The sequence below is a fragment of the Pseudomonas sp. CFBP13508 genome (assembly GCF_005233515.1).
In the GTDB taxonomy this organism is placed as follows: domain Bacteria; phylum Pseudomonadota; class Gammaproteobacteria; order Pseudomonadales; family Pseudomonadaceae; genus Aquipseudomonas; species Aquipseudomonas mercuritolerans.
The window spans coordinates 315,675-332,065 of the sequence record NZ_QFZZ01000001.1 but is presented as its reverse complement, the minus strand read 5'-3'; the positions used below and the strand labels follow the sequence as shown (position 1 = coordinate 332,065).

The 16,391-nt window shown below is 59.5% G+C and carries 9 protein-coding genes and 2 riboswitches; of the genes, 6 read left to right on the top strand and 3 right to left on the bottom strand.

Annotated features, from left to right (window positions below; genetic code table 11):
- Positions 1-3 precede the first annotated feature (3 nt).
- A complete protein-coding gene (cobW, locus tag PspCFBP13508_RS01495; RefSeq protein ID WP_024012737.1) occupies positions 4-1,068 on the bottom strand; it encodes a cobalamin biosynthesis protein CobW in 1,065 nt (354 codons plus the stop codon).
- A gap of 98 nt (positions 1,069-1,166) precedes the next feature.
- Positions 1,167-1,379, bottom strand: a riboswitch (cobalamin riboswitch).
- 742 nt (positions 1,380-2,121) lie between these two features.
- Positions 2,122-2,341, top strand: a riboswitch (cobalamin riboswitch).
- A gap of 122 nt (positions 2,342-2,463) precedes the next feature.
- On the opposite strand from cobW, the gene PspCFBP13508_RS01485 reads away from it, so the two are divergent.
- The 4 genes from PspCFBP13508_RS01485 (at position 2,464) to cobM (ending at position 4,608) form a co-directional block, all read left to right on the top strand.
- Positions 2,464-2,661, top strand: coding sequence for a CbtB domain-containing protein (locus PspCFBP13508_RS01485; RefSeq protein ID WP_137213437.1), 198 nt, complete (start codon positions 2,464-2,466; stop codon positions 2,659-2,661).
- 11 nt (positions 2,662-2,672) lie between these two features.
- Complete coding sequence (locus PspCFBP13508_RS01480; protein WP_137213436.1) at positions 2,673-3,374, top strand: CbtA family protein; 702 nt, start codon at positions 2,673-2,675, stop codon at positions 3,372-3,374.
- Positions 3,371-3,784: a cobalamin biosynthesis protein gene (locus PspCFBP13508_RS01475; protein WP_130911562.1), complete on the top strand. Its 414-nt coding sequence runs from the start codon at positions 3,371-3,373 to the stop codon at positions 3,782-3,784. The genes PspCFBP13508_RS01480 and PspCFBP13508_RS01475 overlap by 4 nt, the downstream gene beginning before the upstream one ends.
- 77 nt (positions 3,785-3,861) lie before the next feature.
- The gene (gene cobM / locus PspCFBP13508_RS01470) at positions 3,862-4,608 is read left to right on the top strand and encodes a precorrin-4 C(11)-methyltransferase (RefSeq protein ID WP_130911563.1); all 747 of its coding nucleotides are present in this window, start codon (positions 3,862-3,864) and stop codon (positions 4,606-4,608) included.
- A 139-nt stretch (positions 4,609-4,747) separates the two neighbouring features.
- Here the strand turns inward: cobM and nfuA are convergent, their stop codons facing one another.
- Positions 4,748-5,332, bottom strand: a complete 585-nt coding sequence (nfuA, locus tag PspCFBP13508_RS01465; protein ID WP_003225494.1) for a Fe-S biogenesis protein NfuA — start codon at positions 5,330-5,332, stop codon at positions 4,748-4,750.
- A 266-nt stretch (positions 5,333-5,598) separates the two neighbouring features.
- Between nfuA and PspCFBP13508_RS01460 the strand changes: the two genes are divergently transcribed.
- On the top strand, positions 5,599-10,065 hold the full coding sequence (locus tag PspCFBP13508_RS01460) for an SET domain-containing protein (protein ID WP_137213435.1): 4,467 nt from the start codon (positions 5,599-5,601) through the stop codon (positions 10,063-10,065).
- A 124-nt stretch (positions 10,066-10,189) separates the two neighbouring features.
- Here the strand turns inward: PspCFBP13508_RS01460 and PspCFBP13508_RS01455 are convergent, their stop codons facing one another.
- Complete coding sequence (locus tag PspCFBP13508_RS01455) at positions 10,190-12,484, bottom strand: fatty acid cis/trans isomerase (RefSeq protein ID WP_137213434.1); 2,295 nt, start codon at positions 12,482-12,484, stop codon at positions 10,190-10,192.
- Positions 12,485-12,639: 155 nt separating this feature from the next.
- Between PspCFBP13508_RS01455 and metH the strand changes: the two genes are divergently transcribed.
- Positions 12,640-16,350: a methionine synthase gene (gene metH / locus PspCFBP13508_RS01450; protein WP_137213433.1), complete on the top strand. Its 3,711-nt coding sequence runs from the start codon at positions 12,640-12,642 to the stop codon at positions 16,348-16,350.
- Positions 16,351-16,391: the final 41 nt, after the last annotated feature.

Sequence of the window (16,391 nt, the reverse complement as noted above, 5' to 3'; positions counted from 1 at the left end):
GGCTTAAACGCTGAGCGCAGCGCGCAATTGCGCTTCAAGTTGTGCGGCATCGAGTTCCTGACCGATCAGCACCAGACGCGTGACGCGCGCTTCTTCGGCGCCCCACTGGCGGTCGAAATGCTTGTCGAAACGCGTGCCCACGCCCTGGATCAACAGGCGCATCGGCTTGTTCGGAATCGCCGCGAAACCTTTGACCCGCAGGATGCCGTGCTGCACCACCAATTGCGTCAGCGCGTCGAGCAGCAGGCTTTCGTCGGCTTGCGGAAGTTCGATGGAGATCGAATCGAAGGCGTCGTGATCGTGATCGTCGTCATCACCGTCGTGGTGATGATCGTGGTGACTGTGGCGGCTGTCGATATGCTCTTCGGAGCCGGCACCGAGGCCGATCAACACGTCAAGCGGCAGACGACCGTTGCTGGCTTCGATGATTTTGACTGCCGGCGGCAGCTCTTCGGCGACTTCAGCGCGCACGCGAGCCAGATCTTCCGCGCTGGTCTGGTCGGCCTTGTTGAGGATGACCAGGTCAGCACTGGCCAGTTGATCGGCGAACAACTCGTGCAGCGGCGACTCGTGATCAAGGTTCGGATCGAGTTTGCGCTGGGCGTCGACCTGATCCGGGAACGCGGCGAAGGTGCCAGCAGCGACGGCCGGGCTGTCGACCACGGTGATCACCGCATCAACGGTGCAGGCACTGCGAATTTCCGGCCACTGGAAGGCTTGCACCAGCGGTTTTGGCAGGGCCAGACCCGAGGTTTCAATAAGGATGTGGTCGAGATCGCCGCGACGGGCAACCAGTTCGCGCATTACCGGGAAGAATTCTTCCTGCACCGTGCAGCACAGGCAGCCGTTGGCCAGTTCGTAGACACGGCCGCTGGCCTCTTCTTCGGTGCAGCCGATGGTGCATTGCTTGAGGATCTCACCGTCGATACCGAGCTCGCCAAACTCGTTGACGATCACCGCGATACGCCGACCCTGAGCGTTGTCGAGCATGTGCCGCAGCAGCGTGGTTTTGCCCGAACCGAGGAAACCGGTGACGATGGTGACGGGGAGTTTGGCCAGTGTTTTCATCGGTATGCCCTTTGGCAAGCGGCGGGCATACGGGACGAGAACCGGCAGCGCGCGTGCACGCCGGAAGCATTCGCCACCGGATCACCCCGCCCGGTTGTAGTGAGAATCTGTGACGAGGCAGGTCTCCTGGCTGACGGCGTTCAGGCGTGGGGCCTGGCGTTCATTGCGCCTTCCCGCTGGCTCATCGATTGAGCTGGCAGTGGCGCGGCAACGAACATCACCGTTCACAGTTGCGGGGGCAGCCGCGGCTTTGACCGCGTTCCCTTCTTAGCTTCGGCGCGTGCCGAAGAACCTCGAAAGCGCAAGGCTACGCATGGGTCCGTCGTGGGTCAATGGTCGGTGAGTCTGGAACTGGGGGTATATCCGTTGCTGCGGTAACGGCTTCCTATGGTTTCGCTCTTACAGCGAGTCCCTTTTTCAAACGCCGGAGTGCCGGCCCAGCAAAAAGGAACCAAAAGGCTTTGCCCCGGCGTACGGCCCGCTCGCTGGGGCTCGGGGTACCTTCGTTACGGGACCGATCCCGTAACGAAGCCTGCCGAAGGGGCAAAAGATCAAGAGCCAGAGCAAAAGCCCCTCACCCTAGCCCTCTCCCGGAGGGAGAGGGCTAGGGTGAGGTGTTCAGGCGAAATACGCCGACTTGCGATATCGAGTCGAATGCAGATTCTGAAAAGCCCGCAAATCGGCTCCCTCTCCCTCGGGAGAGGGCTGGGGTGAGGGGCGAATCCAACACAGATCCAAAGCAGACCACACGCTTTTCACCACTCAACAATGAGCGCAAGCTCGAGTGCCCTTGATCTTGATCCACCGGCGACGTCGGAAGGCTGAGCGGATCAGTCCCGTAGCGAAGGAACCCGAGCCTGCGAGGGCCGAACGCAGGAGCAAGCCTTTTTGGGTACTTTTTCGGCGTTTGGAAAAAGTGCCTCGCCTTAAGGGCGAAACCGTAATCAGCAACACCCGCAGCAACGGATATACACACAAAAACATCAGAAAAACACCCCCACCGCAGCACCGAAAACTCGCTGGAAATTGACTCAAAACCCAAACCCATGTTCTCCTGCCCACCTTGTTACGGGTGCCCTTCACAGGGTGAAACGGGAAACCGGTGAATCATGTGCTTTACTCAAAGCCATGTCAGTCCGGTGCTGCCCCCGCAACGGTAAGCGAGCGAAGCGTCAGATCCACTGTGCCCCGGCATGGGAAGGTGACGCTTGCAGGTCGGCCTCGTGCCAACCCCTCGCAAGCCCGGAGACCGGCCCGCAACACCCAGCGCGCGCAAGCGTCGCTGACCACAAACAAACCCGCGGTGGGCGGGCGCTGTTCGAAATCCCTGCGTGCCCGGCTCGCAGGGATTTTCCTGCGCTCTGTTTACCCGCTGACATTTCAGAGGGAAGCGCTATGTCGATCACCAGCAATACCGTCAGCCACACTGACCACATTTCCAGCAGCACCACCTTGGGCCAACGCGTGGCCGCCGCCCTCTTCGCCTCGATCCTCGGTGCCAGTCTGGTCTGGTTCGCCGGTTTCTCGCACATCGAAGCGGTGCACAACGCCGCTCACGATACCCGCCACAGCGCCGCATTCCCGTGCCACTGAGGCCTGCCGAGATGATCAAGCGTATCGCGCAAACCGCAGGCTTCACCGGCTTGCTGGCCGCACTGCTCCTGACCCTGCTGCAGAGTTTCTGGGTTTCGCCACTGATTCTGCAGGCCGAAACCTTCGAGAAATCCGAACCGGTCGCCGAAGTTCACCAACACGCTGCCGGCACCGCGGCGCACAGCCATGATGGCGAAGCCTGGGAGCCGGAAGATGGCTGGCAGCGTGTGGCCTCGACCACTGGCGGTAATCTGGTGGTGGCGGTGGGTTTCGCCCTGATGCTCGCCGGCCTGTATACCCTGCGCGCGCCAACCAAGACCTCGCAAGGGCTGCTCTGGGGTCTGGCCGGTTACGCGACGTTCGTTCTCGCGCCGACCTTGGGCCTGCCACCTGAATTGCCGGGCACTGCGGCTGCCGATCTGGCATCGCGGCAGATCTGGTGGATCGGCACCGCCGCTTCGACCGCGGTTGGCCTGGCACTGATTGCCTTCAGCCGCCACTGGTTGATGAAGCTTCTCGGTGTCGCGATTCTTGCGGTACCGCACGTGATCGGCGCGCCGCAACCGCAGGTGCATTCCATGCTTGCTCCAGAGGCATTGGAAACCCAGTTCAAAATCGCTTCGCAGCTGACCAACGTCGCGTTCTGGCTGGCTCTTGGCCTGATCAGTGCGTGGTTGTTCCGCCGTAAAAGCGCAGGGCAATATCAGGCATGACCGATGACCGCGCAGCGCCGACCTTCGTGGTCGGCTTCGGCTGCCAGCGTGGCTGCCCGGCCAGTACGCTGCGTGCACTACTCGATCAGGCGTTGCAGGCACACCGCATCGAACTGCGAGCAGTCAAGGCTTTGGCCAGTATCGACCTCAAGCGCGACGAACCGGGGTTGCTGGAACTGGCCAGACAATTGAACCTGCCCCTGCAGTATTTCAACAGTGCAGAGCTGGCGCCCTTCCAGCAGCGCCTCAGCCATCAATCGCAGATCGCCTTTGAGCGCACCGGTTGCTACGGCGTGGCGGAAAGCGCCGCGCTGGCGCTGGCCGAGCTACTGATTCAGGCGCCGGCGAAGCTAATGATTCCGCGGCAGAAATATGCGCAGGCCACACTGGCATTGGCCGGCGCTGCATAAACCTCGATAATCCCCGCCATCGATCATGAGCACGCTTCATCTGCAGTGGGGCTGCGCCTCTTCACAAGGATTCAACGATGACCGTTTACTTCATCGGCGCTGGCCCAGGCGATCCGGAACTCATCACCGTCAAAGGCCAACGGCTGATTCGCAGCTGCCCGGTGATCATTTATGCCGGTTCGCTGGTACCCGCAGCGGTGCTGGAAGGTCACCAGGCCGAAATCGTGTTCAACAGCGCTGAACTGCACTTGGAACAGATCATCGATCTGATCAAGGCTGCCCATACCAAAGGCCAGGATGTCGCCCGCGTGCATTCCGGTGATCCAAGTCTGTATGGCGCGATTGGCGAGCAGATTCGCTATTTGCGTGAGCTGGACATTCCTTTCGAAATCGTTCCGGGCGTCACGGCCACAGCGGCATGCGCAGCGCTGCTGGGTGCCGAGCTGACCCTGCCGGACATTTCGCAAAGCGTGATCCTGACCCGTTACGCCGACAAGACCGCCATGCCGGCCGGCGAGGAACTGGCCAGTCTGGCGCAGCATGGCGCGACCATGGCGATTCATCTGGGGGTCAATCATCTGCAAAAGATACTGGTTGAATTGTTGCCGCATTACGGTGCGGATTGTCCGATTGCGGTGATTCACCGGGCAACGTGGCCGGATCAGGATTGGGTGGTGGGAACATTGGCGGACATTGCCGCAAAGGTCGAGGCCAAAGGGTTTCGGCGCACGGCGCTGATTCTGGTCGGACGGGTGCTGGGCAGCGAGGTGTTCAGCGAGTCTTCGTTGTATCGCGCCGGGCATGCGCATCTTTATCGCCCTTGAAGACGCCTTCGCGAGCAGGCTCCCACAGGTGATTGCGTTTCATTGTGGGAGCGAGCCTGCTCGCGAATCGGGCGGCAAAAGTTGCCCATAAAAAAACGGCGCTCACGGGGCGCCGTTTTTCATATTCGCAGCGAACGCCTTAGTAGTAAGCGTTTTCTTTCTGCGTGTGGTCGGTCACGTCGCGAACGCCCTTGAGCTCCGGAATGCGCTCGAGCAATGTGCGCTCGATGCCTTCCTTCAAGGTTACGTCAGCCTGGCCGCAGCCCTGGCAACCACCACCAAACTGCAACACAGCGATGCCGTCCTCGACCACATCGATCAGGCTGACCTGACCGCCGTGGCTGGCCAGCCCCGGGTTGATCTCGGTTTGCAGGTAATAGTTGATGCGCTCGTTGACCGGGCTGTCGGCGTTGACCATCGGCACTTTGGCATTCGGTGCCTTGATGGTCAGCTGGCCGCCCATGCGGTCGGTGGCATAGTCGACAACGGCGTCGTCAAGAAACGCTTCGCTGAACGAGTCGATGTACGCGGTGAAGCTTTTCAGCCCCAGCGCCGTATCTTCAGGCTTCTCTTCACCCGGTTTGCAGTAGGCAATGCAGGTTTCGGCGTACTGAGTACCAGGCTGGGTGATGAAAACGCGAATGCCGATGCCTGGGGTGTTCTGCTTGGAGAGCAGATCGGCCAGGTAATCATGGGCGGCGTCGGTAATGGTAATAGCGGTCATAAAAACTCCTCGCAGGCTTGGGCGCAGTTTACGCCAATCAGCGCGCGGGACAAAGTCCCAGTATTTTTGTCGGAAAACGGCCTTCTTGTCGCCTCGGACGGCGTTCTCCCGCCCCGCCGGTACTGCGCCTGGACGTCCATGCTGCGTTAACAACCGGATACCAGACGACCCGCGGCATATATATATGTATATCTCCCCCTGTTCCCCTCCTCCTTATATTCGTTGCCTTCGACTATTTGCCAGCCGCTCTCATTCAAAGGCCTCAAATGACTACAGGGTTATCCACGTTCTACAACAAGACACCGCCGCGCAGACTCCAGGATCTCAATCATCTGATCGATTACCTGCACGCGCTCATCGGCGACAACTTCAATACTGATGCCAGCCAGCTCTACTATCATCCGCCTGTCGGCTCTGAATTGGGCCGCGAGTGCAAGGAAGCGTTTCGTGTTTTACGAAAGCTGGAAGAAGATGAAGACTTCATAACCGACCTTTGCAAACCGAAGAAGCCTGACCATTCGCCCTTGGGCAACGACTTTCTCTACGACTTCGTGTCCTTCCAGATCAGTTCCACCCGAACACCAACCCCTGTACCGGCGGAAGTCTTCACCATTGCCGGGCATTCGGTAACGTTAAGAGATGTCCCGACGTATTGGTCCATCGATGTCGATGTCTTGCTGGATATTCACCGCAAGGTCGGCAATGGCTTGAAAAGCGACGGCTCCGTGCGTTTCGATCTGGTTCTCGCCTACTACTCGCTTGTCCCTTCGCGCCCCGCCGCTTTCGCCGATTGGCAGCGGTTGCTGCACAATCTCGTCGAGCACCGTGCGTTGTGGCTGCTGGGGCATCAGGGGCATATCAGTGACCTTGAGCATTTGCTCGGAGCTGCTGGCGATGAAACGATCATGCAGGTTGTCCGCCAGATCGAAGCCGAAACGTCACGGTGTCTGTTGGCCAATGTCGTACCGCTGACACTCAATACCAAACTTGAAGCCTTCGCAAAAACCACACCCATAGCGCTACTGGAAACCATTCTGCAATCGGCAAACAACCAGCAATTGGCTCAACGGATTGCCACAGGACTGAACTGGTACGGCGCAGAGCAAAACCAGAACTGTCCGACCAGCGTCTTGACGAAGTTATTGTGGCGCGCGCTCTGGTTGACCGTGAAGCCAGACCCGCACGGTATCTATCAGAACGAATTGCAGATACTGATCGAATCGGGTTGTGCTTATTCGTCGATCCACAAGTCGCTGATCAAACACTTTCAGCGGTCACTTGCCGTTGACCAGTCACTTGCTCTGTTGGCGGTAGCCATCCTCAAAAGTCATGTCGCCTGTGAAGCGTGGGTTCAGGATATTCCCGACGATCTGCCGTACGCGACATCCAGCACATGGGTCAATTTCAAAAGCGGTTTTATCCTCGCCGAATCCATCGCGCCCGGTTCATCCCGACACATGACATTCGAACAATTGCTCAACCTGCCGGCGGAGCATCATCGAACGTATGCGGATGATGTCGAGCAACAGCGACTGGTCGCCGCCGCAAAAATCCGCCCGACAGTGCAATGGGCAGCAGCAATGGGTTTGTTCGGAATGCGTCACGACGCCCACCCGATCAGCGAAATAGAACTCGCGTTGAGCACACTGGAACAGCATGAGCAAACGATGGCTGCTGCCACGACAAATCTGGCGCTCACCCCGCCGAGCCGTTTCAGGTATGAATCCGAAGCCGCGTTCGATGAAGCGTTTCATGCCTGGCTGAGTACTCCACGCGCCGCTTACAAAACCCTGATCAAAGCATTGTTGGCGCAATACCTGCCCGCATGCCGCGGCCATCTTGAGACGGACGAGGTGACTGTCTATTCGTTGCGGCTGCCCCTTCACGATACGCAGGTCGAACATGAGAACAAGGCAGACACCGACGCGGTTCGTGCCCGCTGCGGGTTCATTCTGCGAATGATCAATCCGACCTACCCGACAAAATCCCGCTACATCGAAGTCTTCCCTCGCGCGGGTGTAGTGCGCCTGCGCAGCGACATCCAGTCGCTGCGCATTGGCGGAGAGATCAAGGTAGAAAAGATCGGTTCCAGCAGCCGCACCAGCCGAGGCTCGTTCAGAAAAGGTACCGAACTGCCATTTGACTGGGAAGCCTATCGCGACGGCTCGAAGCCCAGAGACCAACAGCATGCGACGTTGATTGTGGAACAGGTCGGCGACACGTTTGCCGCTGTGCCCATTGAGCAACGCTCCCCCGACGTGGCTGCACGCACCCGGCCTTTCGCTGCCAATAATCTCACCTCTGCCCGGGCCGACGCGTTGGCCGGCATGATCGCCCGAGAGCTGTTTTTCAAAGATGAATCGGCATTGCTCGAGCAGACTCGCAAAGCCACCCGCAGCATGGATATCGGCAGAGATTTCCTTGAGGATCTGACGTTCTGGGGAAAAATGTTCGTGCCCTTCTGGGGTTCCATCGACGATCTGACCTCCGGCGACCCCAAGCGCATCGAGAGCGGCGGCCTTGGTCTGTTCACCGACATCGTTTCCTTTGCCCTGCCCATTGGCAAATACATTGCCGGCTGTACCCGCTTGGCGACCCAGGCTGGCAAGATCGGCATCCGTCTGGCCCTGCCCAGGTTCACCAGCCTGACCCGAACTCTGGTGATCTCGGTGATTCAGGAAGTCAATCCACTGGATTCGGTGCTCTCACTGCTCAGGCTAGGCCGATTCACCCTGCGCAAGATTGGCGCAGCGACAATGCATCAGGCGCGCCGGGCGGTGGCACATCTGCGTGATGGAACGATTGCCGCGCACCATCTGATGGCCGTCGACCCCAGCAGCTGGGTACCGCGCCAGCCTGGCGACCGGCTTTGCACAGTCGAGGGGATCGCCAATATTCCCATGCGCAACGTCGGCAGCGTCGACGCGGTGGATTATCGGCTGATCGACGCGTTGTCAGGCCAGGCTTTTGGCCCGCGCTATCGCGAACCGCTGACGGTGGTAAGCAACAACAGCCCCCTGCTGCGCCGCTATGCCGTCGAACCGCAGTGGATTCACGGACTGAAGGCTGATTCGCGGGGCATATTCTTTCGACCGGAGTACAACCAGAAATTCATCTGCAACGTCGATGAGCAAGGCACCATCGCCGTCTATCAGATACGGGAAAACTCCTACGGATTTATCAGCGAAACCGCGCAGACCGGGGAAAACAGCTTCTCTGTCGTGTTGGTCAATCCAAAGAACAACCGCGACCTGTCGATCAATCTGTCGTCAGTCAGACCCGGCCATTGGTACACCAACGAAATCAGGATGAGAGGCGGAGCGCCCGACGGCCCAGGCGAAGTAACGCCGCTGATTCTCAAGCAATGGTCGCAGTTCAGCGAACTGGCGCTGGGCAAAGCCATAGAGGATTTCGCGAAACAGCACCGGTTGAATCGGGCTGATCTTCAGCAATACGTTCATGCGCAAGGGCAATTGACGCCTCTCGGGCAACAAGTCCTGGACCAGGCCGATACTGCAAGGACGGCGGTTACCTTCGAAAACCTCGACCGCTGGCGTGCGCTGCCGCAGCAAGACCGCGACAGCCTTACCCGGGAAGGGTTTGCCGCACAGCATAATCTGGACCCCAAGGAATTCATCGCCCACGTTGAAACCGACGGCAGTTTCAAAGCGCGAGGAAAAGTACTGGAAAAGTACGCAAGCAACCAAGTATTCACTCCTTTGGAGCCCAGACATCTTGAGCAATGGCAGAGGCGCTTCAACGCAACCCGGTCTGCGAGCTCAATGAACTCATTCATTGAAGAGAACAATCTCAATCCAGTGCTCTGGTCGACCTATGTCAATGATCGCGGGGTATTGCGCAGTGCGGTAAGCGAGTGCCTGGCGTTGATGGGGCTATCCGGCTCGGATGTATTGCTCGCGCGTAAAACACTTCCCCGCGGGACAGCGATAAAATCCGTCCCCGTGCAGTCTTCTCTGCCGACAACACGCAAAAGCACAAGGACAGCATCGCAAGCTACGGCTGGTACTTCCAAACGTGCCCGAATCGAAAATGCACCTGCAGACGATGCTGCAGGCGAAGATCTGACACCGTCATTGGGGCACAAGATCAATAACAACGCGCCCATTCTGCAAGACCCGACAGACCTCAGAGTCAGTCTGACGCACAAGCTGGAAGGCGCTATCGAAAAAATCGAGATCACCGATAGCAACCGGTTTTTCGCGCACCTTTCAGAGACCCGGGCCAAAACTCTGGCCCGGGACATGACTGAGGACATCCACGAATGGATCGAGGAAGAGGGACGGCATCACCACAGGTTGAGCGAGCGTTTCGAGCTCAGACGGCCAGTCGATGGCCCGGAACGGGGTTTGTCAGTGTTCGCCAAAGTCGAGATCAATCCTTATGAAGTGCTGGGGCCCTACAGCGGCAAACTGCACCGCACCGTCAGATCGCTAGACGCAGAAATACTCGAAAAATCCAATTTGCAAGTCAGGACATTTTCGTATGGAACCAGAACCAAAAACGCCACTGTCAGTGGTCATGGCAACAGCAATATCTTGAGCATGATCAACGCCCCCGAAGTCCCCGGTGCCGCCAGGACAGGCACTGAGAACGTCGGCGCGATTTACGTCGGCAAATACATGGTTTTTCTGGTCGCCTGGGAAAAGATTCCGGCAGGCACCGAGCTGTTGCTTGATTACGGCCCCGCTTATTGGCCAACATTGACGCCCTGAACGCGGTACTCCGGACCGCTGAGGCTCGGGCGCTGGAAGGAACCGTCGGCGCCCGATTCAACATGAACAATCCTCAGCGGCAACGCAGCCCACAGCTCAAGGCTCGCAGCCTGCTCTTGCCTGGTCACAGATTCTCGTACCGGTTCATATCCAGCACGCCCTCTTCCACCGGGTCGGTTTCGTGGATGTATTGGCTCAGATCGTGGAAATACAGCCAGAACTGCGGGTGACTGCGCCGAATGCCCCAGCGCTCGACGATCTTTTCGAACCGACTGGCATCCCTGGCGTTTTCCATCGCATCGACAAACGCCGGCACCTGCTCGGCCGGTACGTTGAACATGAAGTTCGGGTAACTGCTGAGCACGCCCGGATAGATCGTCAGGGTGTCAAGCCCTGGCTGATAGCGCCGCGACTCACCGAGCAAAAACGCCACGTTGCTGTGGGCGCGGTTGCGCAGCAGGCTGTAGACCTCGCGCTTGCCACCGGCGGTTTCGACACGCAGCAAGGTCGCTTCGGGCAACTGGTCGATAACCTTGAGCCCCGCTGCCGGTCGCGAGGCCAGACGGCTCAAGGCCTGCTCGGCGTTCTGCAGGGCCGGATCGATGTTGGGCCGTGAGCAATAAGCACCGTCGCAGCGGTTGATCGGGTCCGGTCGTGCATTCAGATCGCCGTAGCGCGCCAGCAACTGCATGGCGAAATCGTGTTTCGGGTCTTTTTCGTCGAGTTTCAGCGCGGTCGGTTTGTCGTCGTCGATCGCCTCGTAATCGAGCCACATCTTGAACTGGCCGCCGTCCTGGTACCAATCGTTGAGGTAATCCTCGCGCGAGTCGGCGGGCATCAGGCGCAGGAAATTCTGCTCGGCGCCGTTGCGGATCAGGTCGAAATACAGGCGGGTCTGCGCCTGATGGGAGACGTTGCCGAACACGTCGAAGTTGACCGCGAGCTGATAATAGGTGCGCTCGAGCAGTGGATAGTCGAACAGCCACATCGTCTGCGGCACCTCACCGATCAAACCCTTGGTCACCGAAGCACTGTCGAAGTGGCGGAAAATGCTCAGCAAGGCGTTGTCGTTGCCGGCCCACAGCGTCGACCAGCTCGGCGCCGGCAGATCGGCGTAGCTGTCGCGGCGCAGGGCTTCGTATTCGTTGCGCTTGTCGCGATAGTTGCGCCACAGGCTCAGCACGCTGCCGACATCGTCGTTCTGCCCCGGCATCGCCAGCAGCGGCGTGGCCTGACCGCGGTAGTTCGGGTCGGTGATATAGAGGTCATGTTCCGGCGCCTGGAATAGCGCCCAGAAGTTGTCGCGGATCACGTCGGTCGCGATCTGCCCACGGCACACCGGCCCGCGAATAAAGGTGCGGACGAAGTATTCAGCGTTATCGAGCATGAACTGATAGCGCGCCTGCGCCGGAATCGCCTCGAAGGTGGCAAACGGATTGGCACGGCTCTGCGGCCCGTAACCCGGCAGCGCATTGACCTGCCAGTTGCCGCTGTAGAACAGGCTTTTGATCCGGGCCATTTTCGCCGCGCTCAGCGGGTAGGTGATGTGCGTCTTGTGCACGATCACCCCCTGCACCGGCCACAAGCGGTAATACACCTGCGTGCCGGGGTCGTCGTTGGGGCGGCGAGTGGCGATCAGGTCGATCGGTTGGCCGCTCGGCGTGCGCGAACGCACCCACTGGAAGTAATGCCCCGGCTCGCCGCCCTTGAAGTAGATGTGCGCCAGATACCAATGCTCGAACAGCCAGCGCCCGACCAGACTTTGCCGCGCGCCGGGAGCGTTGAGCAGGTTTTCCCACTGCGTGATCTGCAGCGCCTCTTGCGCACTCGGCGCCAGGCTCTGCTCGTCAATTGGCGCGCCGGACGCCAGCCAGCGTTGCAACGTCTGATATTGCTGATCGGTCAGGCCGGTGACCGCCAGCGGCATACCCTCTTTCGGGTGCGCACCGGCGTAGCCGTCGAACTCGGCAGGCATTGCGCAAAGATTGTTGCGATTGAGACCCAGCACAATGTCTTCGGGCAGCTTGGCATTGGGCGTCAGCGGCGTCTTGTGGCCAAGTTCGAGCATCCGTGCCATCAGCGCAGCCTGACTGCCCTGCGCGTCGAGCACCGAATAGAAATCCTTCTGCTGCCAGGCGCGCTTGCCGAAGGCGTCGTAAAACAAGCGCGTGGTTGGTGCGGCCTGGGTGCGTTCGCCGTCGTACACCGGCATCTTGCTCGCGCCACGGGCGGCGCCTTCGCCGCTGCCCAGATTCAATTGGCACGCCGAGTCATAACAGGCATGGCAGGCCACGCATTTCTCGGTGAAGATCGGCTGGATATCTCGGCTATAGGAGATAGAAGAAGAAACAGCGGGATCTTGCGCCGCGACGCTCCCACTCAGGACCAGCAACCATAAACTGATGAAGCGGTAAGGCATGCTGCTGATCCTGGTGGTAAAAAAAGGCTGCGATTCTACCGTTATGACGTCCGTACCAACATGAGCGATATTCATGCAAAAGCTGCACATGCTCTAAAAGCGCACAGGTTTGCTATGATCTCGCTCCTTCGTAATGGTCTTTTCGAGTAGTCCACATGTCCGATCGCAGCGTCCGCCTTCAAGCTCTCAAGCAAGCCCTCAAAGAGCGCATCCTGATTCTCGACGGCGGGATGGGCACGATGATCCAGAGCTACAAGCTCGAAGAGCAGGATTATCGCGGCAAACGCTTCGCGGACTGGCCAAGCGACGTCAAGGGCAACAACGACCTGCTGGTGATCACCCGTCCGGACGTGATCGGCGGCATCGAAAAAGCCTATCTGGACGCCGGCGCCGACATTCTCGAAACCAACACTTTCAACGCCACGCGCATTTCCATGGCCGATTACGGCATGGAAGAGCTGGCGTACGAGTTAAACGTAGAAGGCGCACGTCTGGCGCGCAAGATTGCCGACGCCAAGACCGCCGAAAACCCGGCCAAGCCACGCTTCGTTGCCGGCGTGCTTGGCCCGACCAGCCGTACCTGCTCGCTGTCGCCCGACGTCAACAACCCCGGCTACCGCAACGTGACCTTCGATGAGCTGGTGGAAAACTACACCGAAGCCACCAAAGGCCTGATCGAGGGCGGCGCCGATCTGATCCTGATCGAAACGATCTTCGACACCCTCAACGCCAAAGCGGCGATCTTTGCCGTGCAGGGCGTGTTCGAGGAGCTGCACATCGAACTGCCGATCATGATTTCCGGGACCATCACCGACGCCTCCGGTCGTACCCTGTCCGGCCAGACCACCGAAGCGTTCTGGAACTCGGTGGCCCACGCCAAGCCGATTTCCGTTGGCCTCAACTGCGCCCTCGGCGCCAGCGAACTGCGCCCGTACCTGGAAGAGCTGTCGAACAAGGCCAGTACCCACGTTTCCGCGCACCCGAACGCCGGTCTGCCGAATGAATTCGGCGAGTACGACGAACTGCCGTCGCAAACCGCCAAAGTCATCGAGGAATTCGCCCAGAGCGGTTTCCTCAACATCGTCGGCGGTTGCTGCGGTACCACGCCGGGCCACATCGAAGCCATCGCCAAAGCCGTGGCCGGTTACGCGCCACGTCAGATTCCGGACATTCCCAAGGCCTGCCGCCTCTCGGGTCTGGAGCCGTTCACCATCGATCGCAGCTCGCTGTTCGTCAACGTTGGCGAGCGCACCAACATCACCGGTTCGGCAAAATTCGCCCGCCTGATCCGCGAAGACAATTACACCGAAGCCCTCGAAGTCGCTCTGCAGCAGGTCGAGGCCGGCGCGCAGATCATCGACATCAACATGGACGAGGGCATGCTCGATTCGAAGAAGGCCATGGTCACCTTCCTCAATCTGATCGCCGGCGAACCGGATATCTCGCGCGTGCCGATCATGATCGACTCGTCGAAATGGGAGGTCATCGAAGCCGGCCTCAAGTGCATTCAGGGCAAGGGCATCGTCAACTCGATCAGCATGAAAGAAGGCGTCGAGCAGTTCATCCATCACGCCAAACTGTGCAAACGCTACGGCGCCGCCGTGGTGGTGATGGCCTTCGACGAAGCTGGGCAGGCCGACACCGAAGCGCGCAAAAAAGAGATCTGCAAGCGCTCCTACGACATTCTGGTCAACGAAGTCGGCTTCCCACCGGAAGACATCATTTTCGACCCGAACATTTTCGCCGTCGCCACCGGCATCGAAGAGCACAACAACTACGCCGTCGACTTCATCAATGCCTGCGCCTATATCCGCGATGAGCTGCCGTACGCGCTGAGCTCCGGCGGCGTGTCCAACGTGTCGTTCTCGTTCCGTGGCAACAACCCGGTGCGTGAGGCGATTCACTCGGTGTTCCTGCTCTACGCGATCCGCGCCGGGCTGACCATGGGCATCGTCAACGCTGGCCAGTTGGAGATCTACGATCAGATCCCGGTCGAGCTGCGCGACGCCGTCGAAGACGTGATCCTCAACCGCACCCCGGACGGCACCGACGCCCTCCTCGCCATTGCCGACAAGTACAAGGGCGACGGTAGCGTCAAGGAAGCCGAGACCGAAGAGTGGCGTAACTGGGACGTCAACAAGCGTCTGGAACACGCACTGGTCAAGGGCATCACCACGCACATCGTTGAAGACACCGAAGAATCCCGCCAGTCGTTTGCGCGGCCGATCGAAGTGATCGAAGGCCCGCTGATGTCCGGCATGAACATCGTCGGCGACCTGTTCGGCGCCGGCAAAATGTTCCTCCCGCAGGTGGTGAAATCCGCGCGGGTAATGAAGCAGGCCGTGGCGCACTTGATCCCGTTCATCGAACTGGAGAAAGGCGACAAGCCGGAAGCCAAGGGCAAGATCCTCATGGCCACGGTCAAGGGCGACGTGCACGACATCGGCAAGAACATCGTCGGCGTGGTGCTCGGTTGCAACGGCTATGACATTGTCGACTTAGGCGTGATGGTTCCGGCCGAAAAGATCCTGCAGGTCGCCAAAGAAGAAAAGTGCGACATCATCGGCCTTTCCGGCCTGATTACACCGTCGCTGGACGAGATGGTCCACGTCGCCCGTGAAATGCAGCGTCAGGACTTTCACCTGCCACTGATGATCGGTGGCGCGACGACGTCGAAAGCGCACACCGCCGTGAAGATCGAGCCCAAGTACAGCAACGATGCCGTGGTCTACGTGACTGACGCCTCACGCGCCGTGGGCGTGGCGACGCAGTTGCTGTCCAAGGAATTGAAAGCCGGTTTCGTCGAGAAGACCCGTCTTGAATACATCGACGTGCGCGAACGCACGTCCAATCGCAGCGCCCGCACCGAACGCCTGAGCTACGCCGCCGCGATCGCGAAGAAGCCGCAGTTCGACTGGGCCAATTACCAGCCAGTGAAACCGACCTTCACCGGCAGCAAGGTGCTCGACAACATCGATTTGAAGGTACTGGCCGAATACATCGACTGGACACCGTTCTTCATTTCCTGGGACCTGGCCGGCAAGTTCCCGCGCATCCTCGAAGACGAAGTGGTCGGTGAAGCCGCCACTGCGCTGTACAAGGACGCCCGGGAAATGCTCACCAAGCTGATCGATGAAAAACTGATCAGCGCCCGTGCGGTGTTCGGTTTCTGGCCGGCCAATCAGGTCAACGAAGACGACATCGAGCTGTACGACGATAACGGCAAGCCGCTAGCCAGGCTGCATCACCTGCGTCAGCAGATCATCAAGACTGACGGCAAGCCGAACTTCTGCCTCGCCGACTTCGTGGCGCCGAAGGACAGCGAAGTGACCGACTATGTCGGCGGCTTTATTACCACCGCTGGCATCGGCGCCGAAGAAGTCGCCAAGGCTTATCAGGACGCTGGCGACGACTACAACTCGATCATGGTCAAGGCTCTCGCCGACCGCTTGGCCGAGGCCTGCGCCGAATGGCTGCACCAGCAAGTGCGCAAAGAGCACTGGGGTTATGCCAAGGACGAAACCCTCGACAACGATGCGCTGATCAAAGAGCAATACCGTGGCATCCGCCCCGCGCCCGGCTACCCGGCCTGCCCGGATCACACCGAGAAAGCCGCGCTGTTCACACTGCTCGATCCAGAGGCTGCCGAAATGCGCGCCGGGCGCAGTGGCGTATTCCTCACCGAGCACTACGCAATGTTCCCCGCCGCAGCGGTCAGCGGCTGGTACTTCGCCCATCCGCAGGCGCAGTACTTTGCCGTGGGCAAGATCGACAAGGATCAGGTGCAGAGCTACACCGCGCGCAAAGGTCAGGATCTGAGCGTGACCGAGCGTTGGCTGGCGCCGAATCTGGGTTACGACAGCTGAGCCGCACCATGCCCGGGAGCATCTTGCTCTCGGGCACGGTC

Coding starts and splice junctions, on each gene's coding strand:
- cobM (WP_130911563.1), top strand. CDS start 3,862: ATGACCGTTTACTTCATCGGCGCTGGCCCAGGCGATCCGGAACTCATC.
- nfuA (WP_003225494.1), bottom strand. CDS start 5,332: ATGACCGCTATTACCATTACCGACGCCGCCCATGATTACCTGGCCGAT.
- PspCFBP13508_RS01460 (WP_137213435.1), top strand. CDS start 5,599: ATGACTACAGGGTTATCCACGTTCTACAACAAGACACCGCCGCGCAGA.
- metH (WP_137213433.1), top strand. CDS start 12,640: ATGTCCGATCGCAGCGTCCGCCTTCAAGCTCTCAAGCAAGCCCTCAAA.
- PspCFBP13508_RS01475 (WP_130911562.1), top strand. CDS start 3,371: ATGACCGATGACCGCGCAGCGCCGACCTTCGTGGTCGGCTTCGGCTGC.
- cobW (WP_024012737.1), bottom strand. CDS start 1,068: ATGAAAACACTGGCCAAACTCCCCGTCACCATCGTCACCGGTTTCCTC.
- PspCFBP13508_RS01480 (WP_137213436.1), top strand. CDS start 2,673: ATGATCAAGCGTATCGCGCAAACCGCAGGCTTCACCGGCTTGCTGGCC.
- PspCFBP13508_RS01485 (WP_137213437.1), top strand. CDS start 2,464: ATGTCGATCACCAGCAATACCGTCAGCCACACTGACCACATTTCCAGC.
- PspCFBP13508_RS01455 (WP_137213434.1), bottom strand. CDS start 12,484: ATGCCTTACCGCTTCATCAGTTTATGGTTGCTGGTCCTGAGTGGGAGC.